Annotated in this window: 19 protein-coding genes; 3 read left to right on the plus strand and 16 right to left on the minus strand. The window is 75.4% G+C overall.

Features of this window, described 5'->3' with window-relative positions; translation table 11 throughout:
- Positions 1-188 precede the first annotated feature (188 nt).
- On the plus strand, positions 189-545 hold the full coding sequence (locus AC0665_RS07725; RefSeq protein ID WP_478704609.1) for an STAS domain-containing protein: 357 nt from the start codon (positions 189-191) through the stop codon (positions 543-545).
- A complete protein-coding gene (locus AC0665_RS07730) occupies positions 542-1,495 on the plus strand; it encodes an anti-sigma factor RsbA family regulatory protein (protein WP_468408806.1) in 954 nt (317 codons plus the stop codon). Before AC0665_RS07725 ends, AC0665_RS07730 begins: the two co-directional genes overlap by 4 nt.
- A gap of 15 nt (positions 1,496-1,510) precedes the next feature.
- Here the strand turns inward: AC0665_RS07730 and AC0665_RS07735 are convergent, their stop codons facing one another.
- The 7 genes from AC0665_RS07735 to AC0665_RS07765 form a co-directional block, all read right to left on the minus strand.
- A complete protein-coding gene (locus tag AC0665_RS07735) occupies positions 1,511-2,548 on the minus strand; it encodes a rod shape-determining protein (protein WP_468633886.1) in 1,038 nt (345 codons plus the stop codon).
- A 170-nt stretch (positions 2,549-2,718) separates the two neighbouring features.
- On the minus strand, positions 2,719-5,946 hold the full coding sequence (locus tag AC0665_RS07740) for an SAV_2336 N-terminal domain-related protein (RefSeq protein WP_478704610.1): 3,228 nt from the start codon (positions 5,944-5,946) through the stop codon (positions 2,719-2,721).
- Complete coding sequence (locus AC0665_RS07745; protein WP_478704611.1) at positions 5,936-6,943, minus strand: AAA family ATPase; 1,008 nt, start codon at positions 6,941-6,943, stop codon at positions 5,936-5,938. The genes AC0665_RS07740 and AC0665_RS07745 overlap by 11 nt, the downstream gene beginning before the upstream one ends.
- Positions 6,944-7,007: 64 nt before the next feature.
- Positions 7,008-8,696 (minus strand): VMAP-C domain-containing protein, encoded by a 1,689-nt coding sequence (locus tag AC0665_RS07750; RefSeq protein ID WP_478704612.1) that lies wholly within the window; start codon positions 8,694-8,696, stop codon positions 7,008-7,010.
- Entirely contained in the window at positions 8,693-9,031 is a 339-nt protein-coding gene (locus AC0665_RS07755) for a CU044_2847 family protein (protein WP_468633893.1), read from the minus strand. Before AC0665_RS07755 ends, AC0665_RS07750 begins: the two co-directional genes overlap by 4 nt.
- Positions 9,032-9,111: 80 nt before the next feature.
- The gene (locus AC0665_RS07760) at positions 9,112-10,452 is read right to left on the minus strand and encodes a carboxyl transferase domain-containing protein (RefSeq protein WP_478704613.1); all 1,341 of its coding nucleotides are present in this window, start codon (positions 10,450-10,452) and stop codon (positions 9,112-9,114) included.
- Positions 10,445-11,890, minus strand: coding sequence for an acyl-CoA synthetase (locus AC0665_RS07765; protein ID WP_478704614.1), 1,446 nt, complete (start codon positions 11,888-11,890; stop codon positions 10,445-10,447). The genes AC0665_RS07760 and AC0665_RS07765 overlap by 8 nt, the downstream gene beginning before the upstream one ends.
- A 231-nt stretch (positions 11,891-12,121) precedes the next feature.
- On the opposite strand from AC0665_RS07765, the gene AC0665_RS07770 reads away from it, so the two are divergent.
- On the plus strand, positions 12,122-13,000 hold the full coding sequence (locus AC0665_RS07770; RefSeq protein ID WP_478507723.1) for an ATP-grasp domain-containing protein: 879 nt from the start codon (positions 12,122-12,124) through the stop codon (positions 12,998-13,000).
- Between the two features lie 37 nt (positions 13,001-13,037).
- Here the strand turns inward: AC0665_RS07770 and AC0665_RS07775 are convergent, their stop codons facing one another.
- From AC0665_RS07775 to AC0665_RS07815, 9 genes are read right to left on the minus strand one after another with little or no spacing between them, the layout of a single operon-like run.
- Positions 13,038-13,655, minus strand: coding sequence for a hypothetical protein (locus AC0665_RS07775; protein WP_478704615.1), 618 nt, complete (start codon positions 13,653-13,655; stop codon positions 13,038-13,040).
- A complete protein-coding gene (locus AC0665_RS07780) occupies positions 13,621-14,448 on the minus strand; it encodes an FkbM family methyltransferase (protein ID WP_468413246.1) in 828 nt (275 codons plus the stop codon). The genes AC0665_RS07775 and AC0665_RS07780 overlap by 35 nt, the downstream gene beginning before the upstream one ends.
- On the minus strand, positions 14,445-14,666 hold the full coding sequence (locus AC0665_RS07785) for a Trm112 family protein (RefSeq protein ID WP_478602443.1): 222 nt from the start codon (positions 14,664-14,666) through the stop codon (positions 14,445-14,447). Before AC0665_RS07785 ends, AC0665_RS07780 begins: the two co-directional genes overlap by 4 nt.
- Positions 14,663-15,580 (minus strand): hypothetical protein, encoded by a 918-nt coding sequence (locus tag AC0665_RS07790; RefSeq protein ID WP_478602445.1) that lies wholly within the window; start codon positions 15,578-15,580, stop codon positions 14,663-14,665. The genes AC0665_RS07785 and AC0665_RS07790 overlap by 4 nt, the downstream gene beginning before the upstream one ends.
- A 3-nt stretch (positions 15,581-15,583) precedes the next feature.
- Positions 15,584-16,330 (minus strand): class I SAM-dependent methyltransferase, encoded by a 747-nt coding sequence (locus AC0665_RS07795; RefSeq protein WP_478602447.1) that lies wholly within the window; start codon positions 16,328-16,330, stop codon positions 15,584-15,586.
- Positions 16,327-17,574, minus strand: coding sequence for a condensation protein (locus AC0665_RS07800; RefSeq protein WP_478602449.1), 1,248 nt, complete (start codon positions 17,572-17,574; stop codon positions 16,327-16,329). The genes AC0665_RS07795 and AC0665_RS07800 overlap by 4 nt, the downstream gene beginning before the upstream one ends.
- On the minus strand, positions 17,571-21,743 hold the full coding sequence (locus AC0665_RS07805; protein ID WP_478602451.1) for a DUF3367 domain-containing protein: 4,173 nt from the start codon (positions 21,741-21,743) through the stop codon (positions 17,571-17,573). Before AC0665_RS07805 ends, AC0665_RS07800 begins: the two co-directional genes overlap by 4 nt.
- Positions 21,740-22,519 (minus strand): class I SAM-dependent methyltransferase, encoded by a 780-nt coding sequence (locus tag AC0665_RS07810; RefSeq protein WP_468413256.1) that lies wholly within the window; start codon positions 22,517-22,519, stop codon positions 21,740-21,742. Before AC0665_RS07810 ends, AC0665_RS07805 begins: the two co-directional genes overlap by 4 nt.
- Entirely contained in the window at positions 22,516-23,703 is a 1,188-nt protein-coding gene (locus AC0665_RS07815; protein ID WP_478602453.1) for a glycosyltransferase family 4 protein, read from the minus strand. Before AC0665_RS07815 ends, AC0665_RS07810 begins: the two co-directional genes overlap by 4 nt.
- Positions 23,704-23,816: the final 113 nt, after the last annotated feature.

The following is a 23,816-nucleotide window of genomic DNA, read 5'->3' on the forward strand; positions in this document are numbered from 1 at the left end:
GTCACCGCCTTGTCGGTCCTCGTCGGTCGTGTTCGTCTGGCCGGACTGCACGACGTCACTCGCCCCCGTGGACGTCGGTGTGAGGTTCGCCTGCCCTGGCGACGGCGTAGTACACACTGTTCGGGGGAATGAGCCTCTCCCGGACGGGTACGAGCGCTGTGATCCGGAGGAAACGTGGGGAGAGGGGCGTGAACACGAGACGGCAGATGTCGGCGACCGGCTCTCCCGGGCCCGCGCCGGGCCTGGCGGTGTTCCCGCTGGCCGGCCGGCAGGGTGTCAGGGCGGCGGGTGAGGTCGGCCTGACGACGCGTGCGATCTGGGAAGGCGTGCTGGAGCAGGCTGTTCGCGAGGATGAGGACGTGTACTACCTCGACCTGTCCGACGTGACGTTCGTCGACGTCGCGGGCGCCGGTGCGCTCGCGGCCGCCGCCGGACAGCTCCGGGACGGCCGGCGGTTCGTCGTCCGCCGGCCGCCGCCGGCCCTGCGGCGAACGCTGGACCTGCTGTGGCCCGGCCATACCGGAATCGAGGTGTCGACGACATGACGACCGCCGTGACCGAGCCCTTCGGCCCCCTGGCCCCCTTCGCCCACCCGGCGCTCTTCTACCGGGACGAGCAGGAGTACCTCGACGGCACCCTGCCCTTCGTGCGCGCCGGCCTGGAGGCGGACGAGCCGGTCGCCGTCGCCGTGCCCGGCAAGAACCTCACCCTGATCAGGGACGCGCTGGGGGACGCCGCCGACTCCGTCCGGCTCCTGGACATGCGCGAGGCCGGACGCAACCCCGGGCGGATCATCCCCGGAGTGCTGCGCGCCTTCGCCGACGCCCAGCCCGCCGGCCGCCGGGTGCGGATCATCGGCGAGCCCATCTGGGCGGGGCGCTCCGCGTCCGAGTACCCGGCCTGCGCCCAGCACGAGGCCCTCATCAACGCCGCCTTCCAGGGCCGTACGGCGACGATCATGTGTCCGTACGACGTGGTGCGGCTGCCCGAGCACATGGTCGCCGACGCGTACGCCACCCACCCCACCGTCATCCACCCCGGTTCCCCCACGGAGCAGGACAGCGACGCCTTCGCCCCCGAGGACGTCGTCAGCCGCTACAACGAGCCGCTCGCGCCCGTGCAGGAGGCGCTGACGTTCGGCTTCGACTCCGACTCGCTCTCCCAGGCCCGGCACGTGGCCGTCGGGGAGGGCGCGCGGCTGGGTCTCGCGGGCGTGAAGCTGGAGGACCTGGCCCTGGCCACGGCCGAGCTCACCACCAACAGCGTGGTGCACGGCGGCGGCACGGGAGTGCTGCGGCTGTGGGCCGAGGACGGGCACGTGGTGTGCGAGGTCCGCGACGAGGGACGGCTCGCGGACGTCCTGGCCGGACGCCGGCCCGTGCCCCGCGACCAGCGCGGCGGGCGCGGGATCCTGCTGGTCAATCTGATCGCCGACCTGGTGCGGGTGCACCGCGGCGACAGCGGGACGACCGTGCGCTGCTGGTTCGCCCGCTGACCGGCGGCCGACGGCTCAGGAGTGCAGCGTGTCCAGCGCCAGCGGCGCGATCCTGCCCTCCAGCATCGCGCCGAGCCCCTGCACCGCGCACACGTCCGGGCGCTCGGCGATGTGCACCGGCATGCCCGTCGCCTCCCGCAGCATCTGGTCCAGGCCCGGCAGCAGGGCGCTGCCGCCGACCATCATGATCCCCCGGTCGGCGAGGTCGGCGACCAGGTCGGGCGGGCAGGCCCGCAGCACCTTGCCGATGCCGTCGAGGATCGCGGTCAGCGGCGTCTGGATGGCGTTCCGGACGGCGGCGGTGTCGACCTGGACGGAGCGGGCCAGGCCGGTGGCGACGTCCCGGCCGTGGATCTCCGTGGACGCCGGGCCCTGCGGGGTGAGGCCGTTGCCTGACAGGGCCAGCTGCAACGGCCGCACCGACTGGCTGGGCAGCATCAGCTCGTGCTGGTGCCGCAGGTGCTGCACGATCGCCTGGTCCACGGCCTCGCCGCCCACCGGGATGCGCTCGGCGGTGACGATCGCCCCGAGCGACAGCACGGCCACCTGGGTGGCCGCCGCCCCGCACACCATGATCATCGTGGCCTCGGGCTGCTCGACGGGCAGTCCGCAGCCCACGGCCGCGGCGATGAGCGTGTCGACCAGCTCCACGCGGCGGGCTCCCAGGCCGACGAGCGTCTCGATCGCGGCGCGCTGGGCCAGCGGGTCGGCGTCGTGCGGGGTGCAGGCCGCCGCCCGCAGGATCGGCTTGCGGCGCAGCGCGCGGCGCATCTTGTCGCCGAGCAGGTGCCGCAGCATGCGCTGCGCCATCTCGATGTCGACGACGGTGCCGCCGGAGACCGGCCGGACCACCCGGATGTAGCCCGGTGTGCGGCCCGTCATCTTCTCCGCGAGTTCACCGACCGCGATCAGCGCGCCGGTGCGGGTGTTCACGGCGGCGGCGGACGGCTGGTCGACGACGAGACCGGCGCCCTTGACGTAGACGCGCGTGCGGGCCGCCCCGAGGTCGACGGCGAAGTGGCAGCGGCGCAACTGCTCCAGACTGGCGGTCATGGCAGGTCCTCCCGAGAGCACAGACCGTGGGGGGCCGCCAGGTGGCGGGCCTCGCAGACGTGGGGCCGCCGGGATGGCGGGCCTCTTTCGCATCGTGCGCGGCAGGGGGCCCGGCCGCCTTTCCTGGGGGGCCGGGCGGGGCGCCGCCGAACGGGGGGTTCGGCGTCCGCTCACAGGGACCGCGCGGCCTCCAGCAGGGGCGCCAGGGAGGTGACCGTGGACTCGCAGCCGGCCTCGCGCAGCAGCCGGTCGTTCGTGGTGTTCCGGGCGAGGCCGACGAAGCGCAGCCCGGCCCGCTGGGCGGCGGCCAGCTCGGCGACCGTGGAGCCGATCACCAGGCCCGTGGCGGCGGTCCCCTCGCAGGAGTCCAGGGCGCGCACCATGCAGTCCGGGTGCGGGGTGAGCAGCGCCAGGTCCCCGGCCCGCCCGTGGACGCCGGCCAGGGGCAGCGCCCCGTAGGGCCGCAGATAGCGGGGCACGGCCTCGGCGCAGGCGTCCGTGACGACACAGACGCGGCGGCCGGAGGCGTGCAGGGCGCGCACCAGCGCCGCGGAGTTGTGGGTCGCCGGGGCGTGCGGCACCGCCCGGAGTTCGAGTGCGTCCAGACGCTCCCGCAGCAGGGGCCCCAGCGGGTCCCGGGCGAAGGCCCGGAGCACGTCCAGAGGATGGGTGAACGTCTCCCGCACCGTGCCGGGCAGGGCGTGCCGCGGGTCTCGGTGCTCGTCGACCAGGGCGAGCAGGTCCGTCACGGCCTCGCGCGCGGCGCCGCCCGGGAACAGGCGGGCCAGCGGGCCGTCGAATCCGAGCAGGACCGTCTCGGTCTCGCGCAGCAGCCGCGGCAGCGGGCGCCGCACGGGCGCGGTGCCCGGCGGTCCGGGCAGGTCGGCGCCCTCCGGGCCCAGCAGCACCGACGCCGTCACCGACAGCCCGGGCACCGGCCAGCGGCGCAGCCCGGCGTTGACCGCGCGCTGGGCCGCACCCGCCCGGCGCGGCGGATGCCGGCGGGTGATCCGGGCCGCCTCCTCCAGCAGGTGGTCGAGCAGGGCCTCGGACACCCGGCCGACCTCGGCGCGCACGAAGGCGACCGGGTCCTCCACGTGCCAGGACAGCTCGACCGCGGCGGTGAAGGCGCTTTTGCCGGAACCGGGCAGGGAGACCTGGTGGTGGGCCTGGTGGGTGGTGAGGTCCACCTCGTAGTACGTCACGAGCCGCGGCGGCCGGTCGTCGTGCGGCCGGGCCGGGTCGAGGAGGGTCAGCGGGCCCTCGGGCCGGGTGTGCACGACGGCCGTGCGGCCCGGGACCGGTATGCCGAGCCGGCGCAGGTCACGGGTGATGAAGGGGCCCTGCACCAGGTCGCGGGCCTCGGGCTGCGGGGTCGTCTCGGGGGACAGCGGGCAGTGCCAGGCGACGGGCGGGGTGTCCGTGGCGCCGTCCCGGTAGAGCGGCTGGAAACGCTGGGGGCCCTGGGCCGCCGAGCTGGCGGCGAACTGCTCGTAGACGGCCGGGGAGACGATCACCTGGATCGCCGAGGGCCCACGCGGCGGCTGGGGAGGCGGGGTGGGCCGGTCCCAGAAGGTGACGGTCAGCGGCGGCGGGTCCACCAGCCCGGTGAGCACCTCGGGCAGACCGCGCAGGACCGCGACCAGGACGGGGAGGAGGTAGGTGCCGGGCCGGGTGTGGACGTCGTAGCCGTTGCCGCGGACGCGGACGTCGAACCGGTGGGGGGCGAGCGCGCCGCGCGAGAGCATCTCGTGCACCGCGTACTCGAGGGTGATGCGGGCCTCGGGGTGGCCGGTCAGGTCGTCGGCCTCGAAGAGGATCACCGGGGCCGAGGCCCCGGGCCGTGGATCCGCCCCGCCCAGCCGCCGCACGGTCTCCTCGCTGACCGTCGCGAACGCCGGGCCCCCCTCGCCCTCGCCGCCGCCCGTCTCGGCCCGGAAGTCCCCGGCGGCCAGGCCCGCGCGCTCGTCGATCAGCCCCCCGACCCGGTCGAGGAACTCCCGTGTCCGGCCGCGGGCCGTGCGGGGCAGGGAGCGCAGCAGCAACTCCCTTACGCCGGGCCGGAAGGCGTAGGAGCCGGGTGGGCCGGGGACGGAGGTGAGCATGCCGCTGAGGATCACCTCGGCCAGGTGCTGGGGGCGTGGGTCGCGCTCCAGGGTGCGCTGGACGAGGCGCATCACCGGCACCGAGGGGACCGCCAGCGCCAGGTGCCCGGCGAGCCGGAAGGCCTCCGGGGACGCGGTCGCGCGAAAGCGCAGGACCAGATCCTCGGGGGAGGAGGCGGCGAGGTCGGGGACGGGCTCGGCGGGGGGCGCGGGAGCGGGCGGCAGCCACGCCACCGCACCCGGTGTGCGGGCACCGCCCGGGTCCGCGAGCAGGGCCGCCCAGTGGGCCAGCCAGGGGGCGCCCGGCTCCAGGACCGGCAGCGGGAGGGCCGCCGGGCCGGGTGGCGGTGCGGCGTCGTACGGGGTGAACGCGAGGGTGGCGGAGGGGGCCGCCGTGGAGGGGGAGGTCAGCAGGCCGGGCTCGGCGGGCAGCGCCGTGGTGGCCCACAGGTGTTCGGGGAGGGGCTGGACCACGGCGAGCGGCATGCGGCGGGCCCAGTGCCGCAGGGTGCGGTACCAGCGCGCGCCCGCCTCGCCGGGACGCCACTGCGGGCCCATGCAGTCGCTGACGACGAGGGTGGCCGTGCGGCCGTCGTCGAGGGCGGGGACCTGGCGGGCCCGGCCGTCGGGCGTGGCCGGGTGCAGGGTGACCGCGCGGAAGATGCCCGACTGGGCGAGCGCCGTGTGCAGTTCGCTCACCAGGGGCCGCCAGACCGGCATGGTGGGGCCGGTGTCGTGCACGAGGTTCAGGCGCAGCCAGCGGTCGGGCGCTGGGCGCAGCACGGGGAACCACACGTCCGGGTGGGCGCCCAGCCGCGCGATCCGGTCGGCCGTGGCCCGTTCGTCGAGCAGGCGCAGCTGCGCGGAGGGCACCTTGCGCTGGAGCGGACGCAGGGCCCGCTGGAGCGCGAGGGGGTGGGGGAGCATCGGGGGCGCGGGGGCGAGCAGGGGCGAGCCGCCGCCGGAGTCGTGCCGCTGCTGGTCGGGGGAGCGCGGGGCGGGGAGGCGGAGGGGGACACGGCCGGAGGCGGCCGTGGTGGCCCGGGCCGGGGGTTCGGCGGTCCGCTGTGGGGCGGGGGCCCGCTCCCGCGGGGCGGGTGCGTCCCCTCCGGCAGCCGGGGCTTCGGACGCCGGGGGCGGGGCGGCCCCGTGCTCCCCCGGGGGCTGCTCCAGCCGAGCTGCCAGCCAGAGCAGTTCGGCGATCTCCCGGGGCGTCGGCGCGGCGCCCGCCGCCCCGAGCGCCGCCGCCAGCCGGGCGACCGGGGACGGCCCGGGACCGGCCTCAGAAGCCATCGCCGTCGGCCGTCGCGCTGAGGTAGGGCATCAACTGCTCGGCGAGGTCGTCGCGGGACTCGGCGTCCAGGCCCGCGACTCCGGTGAGGTAGAGGGCGTTCAGCAACTGGTCGGTGGCCAGTTCGCCGCCGGAGGCCCGCTCCAGGAAGCGGGTGATCAGGCGGTCCGCCTCACCGTCCGGCGTGTCGAGGTGGGCCCGGACGATGTGGGTGAGCTGGTCCCGGTCGGGGCGGCGCAGCTTCAGCCGGACACAGCGGCGCAGGAAGGCGGGCGGGAACTCGCGCTCGCCGTTGCTGGTCAGCACGACGAACGGAAAGGCCCGGCAGCGGACCCGGCCGCGCCGGACGGTGACCGGGGTGTCCGTGCCGTCGGCGAGGACCTCGGCCGCGCCGTCGGTGGAGTGCCGGGCCGCGCGGACCAGTTCCGGGATCTCGAACTGGCCTTCCTCCAGGACGTTCAGCAGGTCGTTCGGCAGGTCGAGGTCGCTCTTGTCGATCTCGTCGACGAGCAGCGCCCGGGGCCGCTCGTAGGGGAGCAGGGCCGTGCCGAGGGGGCCGAGACGCAGGTGGTCCTCGACCTCGCCGGACCTGTCCCGCCCCTCCCTGGCCGCGTACAGCCGGGACAGCGGGTCGTACTGGTAGAGGCCGTCGGCGAGCGAGCTGCGGCTGGTGATGTTCCAGCGCAGCACCGGGCCGAGCCGCAGTTCACGCGCCACCGCGTAGGCCAGGGAGGACTTGCCGGTGCCGGGCGGGCCGGTGACGAGCAGCGGGCGGCGCAGGCACAGCGCGGCGTTGACGAGCCGGACACTCTCCTCGGTGGCGACGTACGACTTCGCCCGGTGCACGCGGTCGGGGGAGACGGCCGTCGCGTCGTCGCCGTCGTGCGGCGGCGGCAGGGCGGGCCCGCCGTCGAAGGCACGCCAGGGCGGCGGGGCGGGCAGGTGGACGATGCCGTCGTGCGGCTCGTCGCGGCCGGTGTAGACGGACCAGTGCGGCATGGAAAGGGGTCTCCGCTCTCCGTTTTCGTGCGGGTGTCTCTCGGGTGTGTCGCGTGCGCGCGGGTCAGGCCACCGGCGACCTCGGGTGCGCGGCGGTGAGGGCGTGCGGGTCGGTGAAGAGCCGCGGGTCGTCCCAGAGCAGCTGGATGCCGCGGGCCCAGTGGTCCTCCTCCGCGTGCGCCTCCTCGCGCAACGCAAGGACCTGGCGCGGGAGTTCGGCGGGCGGCACGGCCAGGACACAGGCGTCGAGCGCGTCGAGGAACGCCTTGCCGGTGCAGCCGTCCGCCCCGGCGCACTCCTCCTGCCCGGAGCCGCAGCCGCCGCGCGACCACATGATCACCGGGGCCGGGGCGGCCAGCGAGACGTCGAAGTGGGGCCGGGTGCGCGAGGCGGCAGGGGCGGTGCCGAACCCGGCCAGGCAGGCGTCGCGCTGCCGCAGCCGCAACCGCAGCCGCCCGGGCTCCTCCGATGCGCCGCACTCCACCCGGTGCATCCGCGCGCCCGGCCAGGAGTCCAGGCGCTTCCACGCCCGGGTCAGCACATGCCGGGTGCTGGCCTTGCGGCGGGTGTGGTCGGTGACGACCAGCGGATAGACGCAGCCGAGCGGGGTGTCGTCGTCCGGGGCGCTCTCCCAGCGGTCGACCGGCCAGTCCAGCCAGTCCCTCGGCAGCGCGAACGCCACCAGCTCGTCCGCGCCGGGGGTCAGATAGCGGAACGCCGCCTCGATGCCGTCCCGCACGTAGGCGTGCAGCCGGTGCCGCTCGACCGTGCCGGAGTCCACCGGGTGCCGCCGCCCCTCGCTGTACGCGGACACCTCCACCCGGACCAGCCCGTCGCCCGCTCCGCTGTGTCCGAGCTCGACGAGGATCGGCGACCAGTCGGGCACCGACGGCTCCTCGGCCGGCGCGTGCAGCAGGGCGTGGAGCCGGTCGGCGAACCGGGCGACGGTCCGCGCGGCGCCCGGGCCGTCGAGTTCGCACAGCACGAACAGGGCCGCCGACCACAGCGAGTCGAACCCCTCCTCGGGCGGCGGGGGATCGAACGGGTCGGCCGCCGCCGTGTACAGCCGCACCGGGTCGCAGTCGACACCGGCGCGGGCCGCCTTCTCGACCAGGGCGCGCAGCCGGGCCCGGTCGGCGCCGGTGTGCTCGGAGGTGGGGACCAGACCCTCAAGGCCCGGCCAGTAGCGGGCCATGACCTGGGTGGGCATCATCCGGCCGGTGCGCACCTCCCGGCTGCCGGAGTCCGCCGTGACCATGCCGACGACCTCGCCGGTGTCGGCCAGGGTGACGGCGGCCCCGCTGAAACCCGGGGCCAGGGGCTGGCCGCCCTGGTGCCAGGACTCCAGCTGGAGCCACTCCCGTCGGATCAACTGGGGTGCGGTGACGCGGTATTCGGCGAGGGTGCCCTCGTCGAAGCCGTCAGGGAAGCCGTACACGACGAGTTTGCGGGCCGGTGTGCCGTGCGCCGCGTCGGCCGGGGCCAGGGCAGCCGGGGCGAACGGCATCTCCCGGTCCAGCTCCAGCACGGCCAGGTCACCGGGGTCGGTGACCGCGCCGTTCCAGCCGCCGTGGGCGACGACCCGGGCGGGGACCGGCGGGGTGCCGGGCCGCTCCGTGAAGGACACGACCAAATCCGCGCCGTCGCCCACGACATGGGCACACGTCAGCACGGTGTCCGGGGTGACCAGGAAACCCGCTCCGGTCACCCGGCCCCGTAACTCGATACGGGCGTGCCACTCGGCGCTGTTCATGAGGCGGAGCTCGCCCCAGGGGCGTCCGGGGACCAGGTCAGCTTGACCACCAGGTGGCCCTCGGCGGTGCCCTTGGCGATGAACGCGCCCGTCTCGGCGGCCAGTTTCACTCCGAACTCGATCTCCACGCCGTCGGGCCGCAGCGAGCCGTCCCGGAAGACGCGCAGCGCCGACTCGGCCGCAGCCCGCACCCCCTCCAGGGCGCCCTCGAAGGTGTGGGCCGCCCGGACCGCGCCCTCGCCGCGGGAGACCAGACGGGAACCGGACCGCTCCTCCACGGCCTCGACCGCCACCACCGCCCCGTCACCGGTTCTGAACTCGACCAACCCGTCCACGACACCCCCGTCGTCCGATTGCGCTGGGCGGCTCCATTGTGACGGAAGGTGCGAGTTCGGCGCAGGGGCATGCGCCCGGCTCACCCGCCGACCGTCCCCCGGATCACCCCCAGTTCCACCAGGTCCTGCGGGCGGATGCGGAGCTGGTCCGCCGTCGCCTCCACCTCGCGCGGCGGACGCTTGAGGATGGCCGCCGCGAGCTCCGGCGCGATCACCGAGAAGTAACTGTCGGGTGTGGCCCAGGTGTTGCCGGGCGCGGCCAGGGCCAGTGCGCCACCGGAGCCGCCTTCGCCGATGACCAGCGTGGTCACCGGGGTGCGGGCGCTCGCCACCGCGCCGAACAGGTCGGCGATCGCCGCGCCCGCGCCCTGCCGCTCCGCCTCCGCGTCGTTGGCGGCGCCCGGGGTGTCCACGAGGGTCAGCACCGGGATGCCGAGCCGGTCCGCGAGACGGATCAGCCGGGCGGCGGTGCGGTAGCCGGCCGGGCGGGTCGCGGTCCCGGTCTGCGCGGCGTAGGCGACCGTACGGCCCTCGTGCGTGCCGAAGCCGCACAGCATGCCCTCCGGGTCGGTGCCGCCGCAGCGGTCGCCGCTGATCGCGACCCGGTCGGTGAAGTAGGCGTCCAAGTAGGCCGCGGCGCGCGGCCGCTGTGGGGAGCGGGCCCGCCGGACGGCGTCCCAGCCCGTGGCGGGCAGCACCGCGGACTCGCCGAGCGGCCCGGGCGGCGGGGCGGGCGTGGCCGACGGGCAGGTCAGCAGCCGCAGCCACCGCCCGAGCGTCTCGCGCAGCTCCCCCGGCTCCACGACCGCGTCCGCCGATCCCGCCGCGACCTGCGCCTCCGCCGTGTACGCCGCCGGGTCCGCGTCCGCCGGGCGCACCCGGGAGCCGGCGAAACCCACCTGGGCGCCGGGCAGCGCGAGCACCACGTCGGCGCCCGCGCCCAGGGTGGCCCAGCCGCCCCCGGTGGTCGGGTCGCGCAGGACGGCGATCTGGGCGAGAGCGGCCTCCCGCGTGAGCGCCGACTGGCGTGCCACCCGCTGGAGTTGGGTCAGCGCGAGCATGCCCTCCTGCATCCGGCTGCCGCCCGTCGCCACCAGCGGCACCACCGGGAAGCGGCGGTCACGGGCATACGCGTACGCCGCCTCCAGCCGGTCGCCGGTGCGCTGCCCGAGCGAACCGCCGAGGAAACCGAACTCGAACGCGATCAGCACGGCCCGCGTTCCGCCGACGCGGGCGGTGCCGCACACCACGGACTCCTGCTCGCCGGTGCGTTCGGCGGCCCGGGCCCGGGAGTCGTCGTAGCCCGGCCACCCGAGCGGGCCGTCCGGGAGCGATCGCCGTTCGGGGGAGGGGAGTTCGGCGAAGGTGGCGTCGTCGGCGAGGGCGGTGACGATCTCACGGGCGGTCAGGCGCTCAACCATGGGCCAGTGCCCGCTTCATGATCTTGCCCATGTCGTTGCGGGGCAGCGCGTCGAGGTGGTGCACGACCCGGGGCCGCTTGTGCGGGGCCAGCCGCCGCGCCACATGGTCCGCCAGCTCCTCCAGCGGGGGCGGTGACTGGGGATCGGCCGGCACGATCCACGCCACGATCCGCTCGCCCAGATCGGCGTCCGGCTCCCCGGTGACGGCCGCCTCCCGAACCCCGGGGTGTTCCAGCAGCGCGTTCTCGATCTCACCGGCCCCGATCTTGTAACCGCCGCTCTTGATCAGGTCGGTGGCCTTGCGGCCGACGATCCGGACGTAGCCGTCGGGGTCGCGCACCGCCATGTCGCCGGTGCGGAAGAAGCCGTCGGCGGTGAAGGCGGCGGCGGTGGCGTCCGGCCGGTTGAGGTACCCGGTGAACAGGTTCGGACCGCGCACCTGGATCTCGCCAACCGTCTCCCCGTCGTACGCGGCGATCTCGGAACCGTCCTCCTCGACCAGCCGCAGCTCCACGCCCGGCAGCGGCACGCCCACCGTGCCCGGGCGGGCCTCGCCGTCGGCCCGGACGCTGGTGTTCATCAGCGTCTCCGTCATGCCGTACCGCTCGATCACCCGGCGTCCGGTCGCGGTCGCGATCCGGCCGTGGTCGTGCACGGGCAGCGCGGCCGAACCGGACACCAGCAGCCGCGCCCCGGTCAGCGCCTTCACCAGCTCCGGGTCGCTCGTCACGGCCTCCGCGATGCGGTGGTACATCGTCGGCACGCCGAATAGCATGGTCGCCCCGCCGTTCAGCTCGCGGGCCACGCCCTGGGTGCTGAAGCGGCCCAGGTGCCGGACGGACCCGCCGCCCCGCAGCGGGCCGAGGGTGCCCAGGACCAGCCCGTGCACATGGAACAGGGGCAGTCCGTGGACGAGGACGTCCTCGCCGGTCCACCGCCAGGCGTCGGCCAGGGCGTCGAGGGTGGCCGCGAGGGCCCGGCGCGGGATGACGGCGCCCTTGGGCGGGCCGGTGGTGCCCGAGGTGTAGACGATCAGGGCCGGATCCTCGTCCGCGGCACGCTCCCGGGGGGCCGGGCCGGTGGCGTGCACGTCGACGTCCACGCGGGTGAGGTCCCGCAGGGCCGCGGGGAGCCGGTCGTCGGGGGTCGTGAGCACCAGCTCGGGCGCGCTGTCGGCCAGGATGTGCCCGAGCTCCTTCTCCCCGGACTTCGGGTTGAGCGGCACGGCCGGCACACCGGCCAGCAGCGCGGCGACCACCGCCACGGCCGTCTCCATCGTGGGCGTCGCCCAGACGGCGACCCGGCCGGCCTCGCCGACCCGGCCCGTCAGGGCCCCGGCCGCCGCGGCGAGCTGAGCGTAGGTCAGGGAGCGCTCACCGAACCGGAGGGCGGGGCGGTCGGCCGGGTCGTCGGTCAGGGCCGGGAAGAGGGGGGTCACGCGTCACGTCTCCTTGGCTGCTGCGGGCGGTCGTCGTCGCTGGGCGGCGGGTGGTCGTCCCCGGCCGGGGACGACCACCCGCCACGATCCCTCCGTACACCATCGGCCGCCGAAAGAAACGCCCGCGGCCCAGGTCCGGGACGCTCACGGTGGGGCCGCCGCGGTTCGCGTGTGATCGGTTAGCCTGCGAACGGACATCGAGTCGATCGCCCGTACGAGGAGGGAGCCGCCGTGGCCGGCAGCCCGCGTATCGCCGTCGTGACCTACGACCCGCGCGGCGAGGAGCACAAGGACCGGGACCTGCCGGTGCTGGTGGAGGCGCTGCGGCGGGCCGGGGCCGACGCCGTGGCCGTGCACTGGGACGACCCCGCGGCCGACTGGGCCGGGTTCGATCTGGCCCTCATCCGCTCCACCTGGGACTACAGCTGGCGCGCCGAGGAGTTCACGGCGTGGGCCGAGCGGTGCGGGAAGGCGACGCGGCTCGCCAACCCGGCCGCTGTCGTGCGGTGGAACGCCGACAAGCGCTACCTCGGGCAGCTCGCCGCCGCCGGAGTGCCCACCGTGCCGACCCGGTACGTCGCACCCGGGGACCCCGTCGAGCTGCCCGCCGACCGCGAGTACGTCGTGAAGCCCGCCTCCGGGGCCGGTGCCCGGTACGCCGCCCGCTACCCCGCCGGGGAGCGCGACGCCGCCCTGCGGCAGGTCGAGCGGATGCACGCCGAGGGGTTCACCGTCATGGTGCAGCCCTACCTGAGCGGCATCGACACGTACGGCGAGCGGGCCCTGCAGTACTTCGGCGGGCGCCTGCTGCACGCCAGCGTCAAGGGCGCCGTCCTCGCGCCGGGCACGCCGTACGACGCCGACAAGGTCGCCCACCCCGACCTGCGCCGCTGGGAGCCGACCGCCGCCGAACTGGCCGTGGCCGAGCGGGCCCTGGCCGCCGTGCCCGTCGACGCCGGGCTGCTGTACGCACGCGTGGACCTCGCCACCGGCCCGGACGGGGAGCCGTGCGTGATGGAGCTGGAGCTGATCGAGCCGAACCTGTTCCTGGATCTGCACCCGGACTCCCTGCCGAGGGTCGTACGGGCGGTCCTGGCCGCCGCCGGCTGATCGCGCCGGGCGGGGACCGCCGCCGTCGGGCACGACCTCACGCGTCCCGGCCCTGGGCGCCGGTGACCGACACCCGCTGCACCAGCCCCCAGGTGAACTCCGCGACGGCCTCCCGCCGCACCCCCCGCCCGTCCGGCGCGGTGAACGCCAGGCCCCACCGGGTCGGGGCCGTGCCCTCCAGGGGGCGGGCCGGGGCGAAGGCACGGGCCGCCTCGTCGACCGTGCAGGACCAGGGGGTGAGGTCGTCCAGCGTGCGCAGCTCGGGGCCCTTCGCGCCCGGCGCGCGGACCAGCCACTCGTTCCACACCGCGCGGTTCGGGGCGGCCAGCACCTCGAAGCGCAAGGCGGGCCAGAGGGGAACGGGCCACAGCCAGGACTCGCAGTCGAGATCGCCGATCCGACGCGGCGTACGGGACTCGGGCTCGCCCAGCACCTGGCGGTACCGGGACAGGGGCGCGCGCGAGCGCGGGGAGCGGACCATCGCCTGCCAGCGCCGGTTCGCCTCGCGCATGTCCGCGATCGACACGCCCAGCTCATGGCGAGCGTCCTCCACCAGGCCGGGGTTGTGGTCGGCCATGCGGCGCAGCAGCACCAGCTGGAAGTCGAGCGGGGTGAAGGGGCTAGCGGGGCGCTTCTCGGAGGGCATGCGTCCCATCGTCGCCCACCCGGGTCCCGCCCGGGCGGCGGCCGTCGGGCAGGAACAGCACGGAGTTGACGTAGCGCGGGCCCCTGAGGGCGGGGGAGGGCAGCACCCGGCGGAGCAGACCGTGGGAGACGACGTAGGAGGCGTCCGCCTGGTGGCTCTCCAGGGGGAACCCGGACAGCGGCACCCAGGTGTCGCCGGGCAGCACCCAACCGTCGTAGCCCAGCAGGGCCAGGTACGTCACCACCGGCGCGATCGGCTGGATGCGGGACTCCAGCTCCACGAACAGCGCCGGCCGGTCACGGGCCAGCAGGCCCGTGGCCCCGCGCAGCACCGCGGGTTCGTTGCCGTCCACGTCGATCTTGATGAAGCCGACGTCACGCAGGCCCAGTTCGTCCAGCGTGACGCAGGGGACGTCCAGCGCCCGGCCGTGGATGTCGCGCCGCACCAGCGAGGACACGCCCCGGTCGCCGGAGTCGTCCGGCGGCAGCCACAGGCGGGCGATGCCCGGCCGGTCCGAGGCCGCCGCCCGGATCACGCGGACGTTCCCCGGCGCGGCGGCGGTCAGCAGCCGGGCCAGATGGGGCACCGGCTCGATCGTCACGACCTGCTCGGCGAGGCCCGCCAGGCGGTGCGTCCAGGGCCCGTACCAGCCGCCGACGTCCACCGCCGTACCGCAGCGGGGCGGGCACAGCTCGGCGAGACGGGCCAGCTCCGGTTCGAAACGGGGGTAGAGCGCCCGGGCCGTCGCGGCCACCAGCCGGGCGGGCAGGACGGGGGCGAGACGGGCTGCCAGGCTGGTCACGGCGCCATCCTCCTGAGGATCTCCTCGTGCCGGTCGTCCGGCACCTGCTCGCCCGAGGACGGCAGCAGCTGCGGAATGCCGTCGGTGATCGGGTAACGGCGGCGCAGGCGCGGGTTGTACAGCGCCTCCTCCTGTCCGTCCTCGTCGGCCAGCAGATGCAGCGGGCCCTTGTCGATCGGGCACGCCAGGATCTTCAGCAGCGGGTCGTCGGGCTTCATGGGGATGCCAGCTCCTTGGCGGGTGGGGAGGGTCGGGGAGTGGTGTCGTGCTTCGGCATGGCCAGCAGGACGGCCACCGCCAGGGCCGTGCCCGCCACCCGCAGCCCGAGCCGCAGCGGCTCGTCCGGCAGGGCCTCGCCGAAGGACAGCGTGCCGAGCACCGCCGTGAACAGACTGGTCACGGTCGTGCACACCGGCACGATCAGCGAGGCCCGGCAGCGCTGGAGCGCCGCCTGCGACATCACCAGCCCGAACACACCGGTGAACAGCAGCAGATACGGATACGGGGAGCTCAGCAGGTCCAGCGCGGCGCCGCCGATCCCGCCGGTCGTCAGACGGCCGGAGACGCCCTTGATGGCCAGTGAGCTGACGCCGTACAGCAGGCCCACCGCCACGCCGTACTCCACGCCGGTCGTCGGGCGCCGGTGCCGGTTGCGGGAGCGCCGCTCGGCGGAGGCGTACAGCCACACCCCGGCCGCCAGCGAGGGCACGCACACCAGCAGGATCAGCGGGTAGGGCGCGTCCTGGCCGACCGTGTCCCCGCCCTGCTGCAGCGACAGCACCACCATCAGCAGGGCCAGCAGGATCGCGCCCAGCGCGTACCGCTCCCGGCCGGAGGTCTCCTCGCCGAGCAGCCGCGCCGACAGCAGCACCAGCAGCACCAGGCCGGAGACGAAGATGCCCTGCGCGGCGGCGATCGGCAGAGTGCGGTAGACGACGAGCTGCGCGGCGAAACCGGCGGCCAGGGCGAGGGACCCGCCGATCCACAAGGGGCTGCCGAGGACGAGACGCAGCAGCCGCGCCGGCCGGCGGATCGTCACCTCGGGCAGGGAGCCGAGCGCCCGCTTCTCCAGCACGAAGCCCAGGCTGTACAGGGTGTTCGCCAGCAGCGCCGCGGCCACGCCCCACCACATGGGTCACGTCCTCCTGGCGTGCAGCAGCAGGATCGACGCGAGCTGCGGCCGGGCGCAGGCCAGCCGGTCCAGCGGACGCAGCGGGCGCGGCACGCTGTGGAAGGGCGCCCCTTCGAGGCGTTCCACCGTGAACCCGGACGCGGCGACGAACTCCCGCAGGGCGCGGGCGGTGTAGAGCCGCAGGTGCCCCACGACCTCGCGGCCGGGGCGGCCGTGGATGCCGCGCAGGCTGACCTCCGAGAACACCGGCTGCACCCCGGCCAGCAGCAGCCCGCGGTTGTACCAGGCGGCCAGGTTCGGCGTGGACAGCATCAGATGGCCGCCGGGCCGCAGCACGCGCCGGATCTCGTCGAGGGCCGCGTCCGGGTCGACGAGGTGCTCGATGACCTCGCTGAACAGCACGGCGTCGGCCGACCCGGTGGCGAACGGCAGGCCGCCGCCGGTGAGTTCGCCGCGCACCGCGTGCGGGATGCGGGTGCGGGCGCGGCGCAGGGCGTCCTGGGACCAGTCGACGCCGATGATCCGGTGGCCGGGCAGGAGCGGGGCGGCGGTGGCGGCGGCGGTGCCGTCCCCGCAGCCGATGTCGAGGATCGTCAGCGGGCTCGCGCCGGCCGGGCCGCTCAGGGCGCGGGCCAGCATGCGGGCCTGGCGGAGGCTGCGCGGGGTGCCGGAGGCGACCGGGACGGCCGGGTTCTCGTAGAAGTCGCGCAGGTCCCGGGGTGGGCGTCCGGTGGTGGCCGGCGTCGTCACGGGGTCACCTCCGTGGTGTGCAGGTAGTGCTCGAAGAGGTCGCGCAGATGGGCGCCGTCGCCATGGCTGAGCAGCGTCTTCGACCAGCGCAGGGCCAGGTGGAGACGGCCGGCTGTCGAGGCGGTGGTCACGGTCAGGCCGCGCGGCATCCGGGCCGGCGCCGAGAACCAGACCGCGTGCGCCCGGCCCGCCTCCTCACCGAAGTCCAGCGGGTAGGGGATGCGGCCGATGTTGCTGAGCAGGGTCGTCGACGTCCAGGGAGCGGCGGCCCGGCGCAGGGCCCGGGTGAGGGCGGCCCGGGCGGTGACCGGCGCCCAGGGCGCGGTCAGGAGGGCCGCGCCGTGCCCGAGCTGGGGGCGGGGCAGGGCCTTCAGGGCCCGGGTGCGCTCCGCGGTGCGCCGCAGCAGGGCCGGCATGTCGGTGACGTCCAGTTCCCGCGGCGCGTACGGGACTTCCACCAGGCGGGTGCCGTTGCCGATGGGCATCGTCGTGTCGCGGGGGCGGTCGTCCACCGGCATCGTGATGCGCAGGGGGCGGGGCCGGGCGCCGTGCTCCCGGTTCCAGTGGGCGATGGTCAGGGCCGTGGTGACCATGAGCTGGTCGTTGACGGTGTACGGGGAGCCCTTGGGGCGGTGCGGGAGGGGGAGTTCGGTGACGAGCAGGCCGTTGCCGGGGGAGGGCTCGGGGGTGCCGTGCGCCACCCGCGCGGGCGGTGCCCAGCCGGCCGGGGTGTCGGGGACGTCCTGCCGGGGTTCGGCGGGGCGGACCGGGGGCGCCGCCGGGGCGTTGTCCCGGCCCCCGTACAGCTCGGCGGCCGTGGCCAGGACGCGCAGGCAGGCCGGGCCGTCGAGGGCCGTGTGGTTGATGGTGAGCAGGAGGACCGAGTCCACCACCTCCAGCCGTATCGGCGGGGACACCGACAACGGCGGTGCGTCGGTGAGGGCCCGGGTCCTGGCGTCCCGCAGGGCCCGCGGACCCGGCGGGGCGAAGGTCACCACCTCCACGTCGGGCTCCGGCGTCAGCTCCCACTCGTACCGCCGCCGGTACCAGGGCCCCCGCGCCTCCCGCATCAGGATGCGCGGATGCCGGTGCAGCGCCTCCAGGAACGCCTTGCGCAGCCGCGCCCGGTCGAGGGGGCCCGGCAGGTGCACCTCGATGTGGACCGTCTCCGGTTCCGCCTCCTGGAGGCAGTGGCGGGACACCTCGTCCACCACCGGGAACGGTATGCGTGCGGGTGCCGTCATGCGGGCTTGCCCTTTCCGGTGTCCGTCCCCGGCAGCCGTAGCGTCGCCGCGCCGGACGGCGGCGGCTCCTCGCGCAGGCTCACCAGCCCCGCGAACAGGCCGATGAGTGCGAGCAGTTGGGCCAGGTGCCCGAACGCGCCCTCACCCGCGCCCACCGGTTCCCCCGCCCCGGACGCTGCGGCGACGCCCGCACCGGCCAGGGCGGCGAAGGCGATCGGCACCAGCAGGGCGTGCCGTCGCGCGGCCAGCAGCGCCAGCGCCGGGACCAGCAGCGCGAACCAGCCCGCGATCACCACGCCGGCCAGCGTCAGCGCCACCGTGCCGAGCCACAGGCCGGGCAGCGGCGGGGCGGGCTGGGCCGCGTCCGGGTTGGGGGCGCGGCGCCGCCACAGCGCCAGGCCCAGCAGGACCGCGATGCCGGCGCCGCTGCCGATCAGTGCGGCGTCGTAGGTCGTGGCCGGCTCGTAGGACAGCTCGACCTCGCCACCCGCCCCGGCCGGGACCCGCCAGCCCTGCTGCCAGCCGTCCAGCCGTACCGGGGTCAGCTCCTTGCCGTTCAGCGTGGCCCGCCAGCCGTCGTTGAAGTTCTCGTAGGTCGTCAGGTACGAGGCCGCGCCGGAGCCGACCGTCGCCGCGCGCCGGTCGCCCAGCCAGTCCCGGATCCTCAGGTCCCGTCCGGCCGCCGCGGCCTCGGGGACCGTGCCCCGGGTCAGGGTCACCTCCGTCAGCGCGAGCGGGCCGGCGTCCCCCGCCTCCAGCCGGTGGTCGCCCGCGGGGAGCCGCACCTCGGTGTCGTCCCGGCCCTCCTGACAGAGCGTCACCCGCACGCCCCGCCGCTCCACCAGGTCCCGCACGGTGCCCTTGGCGCTCGTCCGGTACAGCTCACCGTCCAGCGCCACGTCCGGCCCCTTTCCGCACGGCAGGGAGAACGTCCGGGTGCCGTCCGGCTGCGGGGTGCGGTACTGGTCGAGGGAGGGGAGGTACGCCTCCGTGAGGCCCACCGGCAGGCGCAGGTCCTCGTCGGCGACCGGGTTGTGCAGGGTCAGCCGGGCCGTGTCGGTGATCGTGATGTCGAGCCGGTCGGTGGTGATCGGCGGGAAGCGGACCCAGCCGTTGTCGTCGACGGCGGCGATGGCCGCGCCGTCCGGGGAGCTGATGTGCACCTCGGAGGCCCGGGCGGACAGGCCGCCCGCGGGGGCGAGGACCAGTTCGCCGACCGGCTGCTTGCCCTGCCAGCGCAGGTGGATCGTCGGCCGGTCGCCCGCGATCCACGCCGTGGTCAGGTCGCCGTCGGTGAGGTTGCGTGCCGCCAGGCCCGCACCCAGGCCCGCCGTGGAGTCGGCGGTGGCGACGATCCGGGACTGCTGTTCGGGCGCGACCTCGTAGAGCAGCTCGTCGAGTTCCGCGCCCGGCAGGGGCACCGCGCTCGCCTTCACCTCGTACGTCCCGGCGGCCGGGGTCGTGAAGCGGCGGTGCAGGCCGGCCTCGGTGCCGGTCGCTGACAGGCCGGTCGGGTCGGAGGCGCGGTGCAGGGAGACCACGGTCGCGGCCGGAGCGGTGTCCCCCGCGTCCGCCGGGAGCCGCAGCAGCCGCGTCACCCGCACGTCCGGCAGGTCGATCTCGGAGAAGCCCGCGCCGGTCAGACCGGCCCGGCGCGCCACGGAGTCCACGATCGTCAGCTTCATCCAGTCCGTCGCCCCCGCGGGCGCCTTGACGCGCTGGGTCGTGCCGTTCGGCTGGAGGAAACTGGTCCGCGAGCCCTTCTCGGTCTCCACCCGCACCTTCGTGGCGGCCGCCCGCACGCTCTCCTGCGGCAGCGGCGTGACCTCGAAGGAGGACGGCATGGCGAAGGAACGGGTGAAGCCGATGCGCAGCCACTGCCCGTCCGGGGTGTCCGGCGCGCCCTCCGCCCAGGCGGTGTCCGGGTTGCCGTCGAAGGCGTTCACCGGGTCGTACTGCGGGAGGTGGAACAGCCAGTTGCCGTACGAGGACGCCGACACCGACCGGGCGCCGCGCAGTTCGGCCACCGTCTGGTGACCGGCGCCCTCGGTGGGCAGGATCTGGCGCGGCTTCTCGCCCGGGTCCTGCAAGGCGTCCGGCGCGTTGCGCTCGTCGCGCGTGTACGTGTACGAGGTGCCGGAGTTGACCAGCCCGAACCGGGTGTCGGCCCGCCGCAGCCCGTCACCCACCACCTGCACGGCCGGAGTGCCGAGTCCGGGGTGGTTGTCGCCGGTCAGGACGGTCGCCCGGCCCCGCAGCCGCTCCGCCAGCGGCAGCAGCGCCTCCGGCCCGCCGGACACCACGGCGGTGTCGGCGACCGGGGCGAGACCGGCCTGCCCGGGCCGGATCACGTCGTCCCCCGTCGGCCGGTAGATCTCCACGGCCCGCTGCCGCGGGTACAGACCCTCCACCTGGAGGGGCGCGTCCTGCGCGATCCGGCCGCCGGTCATCACCGGCCCGAGGCCCGTCACCCGCTCGTACCCCGACTGTTCCAGGGTGCGCTTGACGGTCGTGGTGGGCACGTAGCCGATCTGGTCGGGATCGAGGTCGTTGCGCACGACCACGTAGTAGAGCCCGGCCCGGCTCAAGTAGTCGGCCAGTCCCGGCACATGGGCGCCGGACATCAGGGCCTGCTCGACGGCGTCCATCGCGCGCCGGTTGCCGGGCGTGCCGAACGGCACGTAGTCGCGCTGCGCCCACCGCGACTCGGCGAGCACGTCGAGCGGCTGGTCGACGGGCGAGCCCCAGGTGTAGACGCCGTGCGCGGTCGCCGGGACGACCAGGGCACGGGAGTCGGGGGAGTACTTCTCCAGCCAGTCGGCCGTGGCCTGCCAGTAGGCGGGGAGCTTCTGGAACGAACCCGGGTTGAGGATCGAGCCGTTGAGGTACGGCCACAGCAGGCCGGGCACGATCAGCACCGCGGCGACCAGCGGGGCGAAGCGCCGGCCGCGCACCCGCCGGGCCCCGCGCGGCTCGGCGGCCACCCCCACCAGATGCGCCAGGCCCAGGGTGAGCGCCAGCGCCAGGCCCGTCTGGAACTTGTAGATGTTGCGGAACGGCGACAGCCACCCGTCCAGCCAGCCCTGCACGACCCCGTGGAACGGCGCCCCGAACGCCCCGCCGTACCCGGCGAGCAGCACCAGCGCCGTCACGAGCACCGTCAGCACCAGCCACCGCCGCTCGGGCACGTCCCGCCGGGCGAGGCCGGCGAGTCCGAGTCCGGCCGCCAGCGCCGAGCACACGATCACGACGACGGAGGAGGCCACGCTCCAGCCGGCCGGCAGCCAGGCGTCACCGAGGTGCAGATAGGCGACCCAGTTCCCGGCGCCGCGCAGCGCCTCGGTCGCCGACATGGTGTCCGTGGTGGTGCGCGCGGTCTCTATGTAGGGGAGGAAGTTCTCGCCGTAGACACCGAGCAGCAGCAGCGGCACCCACCACCAGGCCGTCACCACGATCACGGCGGGAGCCCACCAGGCGATCAGCTTGCGCTGCCGGGGCCCGGGCGGCCGGGACAGCAGGTACAGCCCCACCGGCAGCAGGGAGGCGAGGGTCGCCGAGGCGTTCACCCCGCCCATGAACGGCACGAGCAGCGCCGACCGCAGGGCCGCGACCCGGGCGGTGTACCGCTCGTTCGTCAGCGGCAGCAGCACCCACGGCAGGAACGCGCCGGGCAGCGCCGCGGCCGACGTCGACCCGATGACGGTCGTGAACAGCGGCCACAGCGCGTACGCCACCGCACCGAGCAGCCGGGACGCCCCGCTGCCCACCCGCAGCCGCTCGGCCAGCCGCAGCGCCCCCCAGAAGGCGACGGACACGATCAGCGACAGCCACAGCCGCTCCGCCAGCCACACCGGCAGCCGCAGCAGGTCGCACAGCCAGTAGAACGGCAGCATCGGCCACAGATAGCCGACGTACTGGTCCTGGATCCCGCCGAACCCGGCCCGGTCGTGCCACAACTGGCCGAGGTCCGCGAGGAACTGCCCCGGGTCGACCGTGACGCCGAGCTTGGTGTCGAAGGTCTGCCGCCCCGGCCGCACCGCCAGGAACAGCACGAACACCACGGCCCAGAATCCCAGCAGCCAGCGCCGCGACCGCGGGCCGTCGGGCGGGCCCGGGGTGGTCGCGGTGGGGACGGCTGCCGGGGGAGGAGCCTGGACCGTGGTCGTCATGGGGGACACCGCCGCAGGATGAGGAGGAGGTTCCAGGTGGCGAACTCACGGATGCCGGGCACCTTGACGACGGTCTCCGCGAGGAACGGCCAGTAGCGGGAGCGCGCCGAGACGACCGTGACGTCGTCCCGGGCGCGCACCTGCCGCAGGGTGGGGCCGATGTGCACGGCGAAGAGGTTCTCGCCGAGGGTGTGCTTGGCGGGCCTTCCGGTCCGCCGCCGGTAGCGGGCCCGGGCCCGCTCGGCGCCGAACCAGTGCCACGGAGCCCACTCGTGCCCGCCCCACGGGGACAGCCAGTTGGTGAACGACACGTAGATCAGCCCGCCGGGCCGCGTCACCCGGGCCAGCTCACTGAGGAACGTCTCGGGGTCCGCCACGTGCTCCAGCACGTTGGAGGAGAAGGTGACGTCCGCGACGCCGTCGCGCAGGGGCAGCAGGTACCCGTCGGCGACGACGGCCGCGTCGGGCGGGTTCCCGCCGAGTTCGGCCGGGTCGGGCTCGAAGAGGAACGCGTGCGCCCCGCGCCGCCGGAACTCCCGGGTGAAGTACCCGCTGCCGCCCCCGACATCGAGGACGGTACGCCCGGCGACGGGCCCGTCGCAGGCCTCGACCTGATCGACGGCGTCCCGGGCCAGCAGCGCGTAGCAGGCTTCGGGATCGTCCTGCTCGTGGAGGAAGGCACGGAAGAGGGCGACCGAGCGCCGCGGCGACGGGTCCTTCCAGGCCGGGCGGACGGACGTGCCGTCCCGGGGGCGGCTGCGCAGGGACGGTGTCACGGGGCCCAGCCCTTCACCGCCTCCGCGGCGACCGCCCTGAACTGCCGGACCGTACGGTCCCACCGGAACCGCGCCGCCCGTTCCCGGGCCGCCTTGCCCATCAGCTCGCGCTGCCGCCCGGACAGGGCCAGCGTGCACCACGCCGCGGCGAACGAGGACTCGCCGCGGGCGAGGACGCCGGTCTCACCGTCCACCACCGAGTCCTTGAGGCCCGGCACGTCGAACGCCACACTCGGTGTCTCCCGGGCCGCGGCCTCCGTCACGACCAGACCCCAGCCCTCCACGGCGGAAGGGTGCAGCAACAGCCAGGCGGCGCACAGCAGCCGGTGCTTCTCGGCCTCCGTGACGTACCCGGTGAACTCCACGCCGGGACCGGCGAGCCGTTCGAGCCGTTCGCGCTCGGGCCCGTCACCGACGATCACCAGCCGGCCGCCGGTCACGGGGCGGACCCGCTCCCACAGCCGCAGCAGCAGATCGATCCGCTTGTACTCGACCAGCCGCCCGACGGCGACGAACAGCGGCTCGGCCGAGCGGTCGGCCCTCGGGCCGGGCTCCTCGACCCCGTTGTGCACGACTCTGATCCGGTCCCGTTCGACTCCGATCGCGCGCAGCGCCTGGGCGGTCGAGGAGGACACGGCGACGAGCAGGTTCTGCTGCTGCGCCCCGGTCAGCGCCCAGTGTTCGAGCCTTCGGCCGATCCGCGCGGCCGGTGCCAGCGGCCCGCCGAAGCGCATCTTCCACAGGTCCGTGTGGACGTGGTTGACCAGGGTCAGCGTGGGCCCCCGGTGCCACAGCGGCGCCAGGTACGGCATGCCGTTGCACACCTCCACCAGCAGATCGCAGTCGCCGACCCGGCGGGCGAAGGCCGACCGGGCGCGCAGATAGTGCCCGTAGGGGCCACCCGCCGACACGACCCGGTAGTCGCGCAAGGACGCGGGTCCCCCGCACAGCAGGGTCACCTGGTGGCCCAGGCGGGTCAGGCCGTCGGCGAGCTTGTCGACCAGCAGCTCGGAGCCGCCGGCGGAGGGGTTGTCCAGATCACGGTGGGCGAGGAAGACGATCCGGCGCGGAGGTGGGGGGAGCGCCGGAAGGTGCTGCGGCGCGCTGGGGGACGCGGGGCGGTGGGGGTGCCCCCGCTCGAGCGCAGCCGAGAGTGGGGGAGTGGACGGTACGTGCTGGGGCATGGGTGCTCCAACTCGTCTCGGGGTGCGGAACTCAGTGGGGGGGGGGGAAGACGTGGGGGCGGGGTCGTCACGGGCGGATGGCCCATGGGGAGCTCGGGCTCTTCCTGGGAGGG

The sequence above is a fragment of the Streptomyces sp. NPDC043685 genome (assembly GCF_056436585.1).

Coding starts and splice junctions, on each gene's coding strand:
- AC0665_RS07800 (WP_478602449.1), bottom strand. CDS start 17,574: ATGACGGCACCCGCACGCATACCGTTCCCGGTGGTGGACGAGGTGTCC.
- AC0665_RS07775 (WP_478704615.1), bottom strand. CDS start 13,655: ATGGGACGCATGCCCTCCGAGAAGCGCCCCGCTAGCCCCTTCACCCCG.
- AC0665_RS07750 (WP_478704612.1), bottom strand. CDS start 8,696: ATGAACAGCGCCGAGTGGCACGCCCGTATCGAGTTACGGGGCCGGGTG.
- AC0665_RS07805 (WP_478602451.1), bottom strand. CDS start 21,743: ATGACGACCACGGTCCAGGCTCCTCCCCCGGCAGCCGTCCCCACCGCG.
- AC0665_RS07735 (WP_468633886.1), bottom strand. CDS start 2,548: ATGACCGCCAGTCTGGAGCAGTTGCGCCGCTGCCACTTCGCCGTCGAC.
- AC0665_RS07790 (WP_478602445.1), bottom strand. CDS start 15,580: ATGTGGTGGGGCGTGGCCGCGGCGCTGCTGGCGAACACCCTGTACAGC.
- AC0665_RS07730 (WP_468408806.1), top strand. CDS start 542: ATGACGACCGCCGTGACCGAGCCCTTCGGCCCCCTGGCCCCCTTCGCC.
- AC0665_RS07815 (WP_478602453.1), bottom strand. CDS start 23,703: ATGCCCCAGCACGTACCGTCCACTCCCCCACTCTCGGCTGCGCTCGAG.
- AC0665_RS07785 (WP_478602443.1), bottom strand. CDS start 14,666: ATGAAGCCCGACGACCCGCTGCTGAAGATCCTGGCGTGCCCGATCGAC.
- AC0665_RS07760 (WP_478704613.1), bottom strand. CDS start 10,452: ATGGTTGAGCGCCTGACCGCCCGTGAGATCGTCACCGCCCTCGCCGAC.
- AC0665_RS07740 (WP_478704610.1), bottom strand. CDS start 5,946: ATGGCTTCTGAGGCCGGTCCCGGGCCGTCCCCGGTCGCCCGGCTGGCG.
- AC0665_RS07745 (WP_478704611.1), bottom strand. CDS start 6,943: ATGCCGCACTGGTCCGTCTACACCGGCCGCGACGAGCCGCACGACGGC.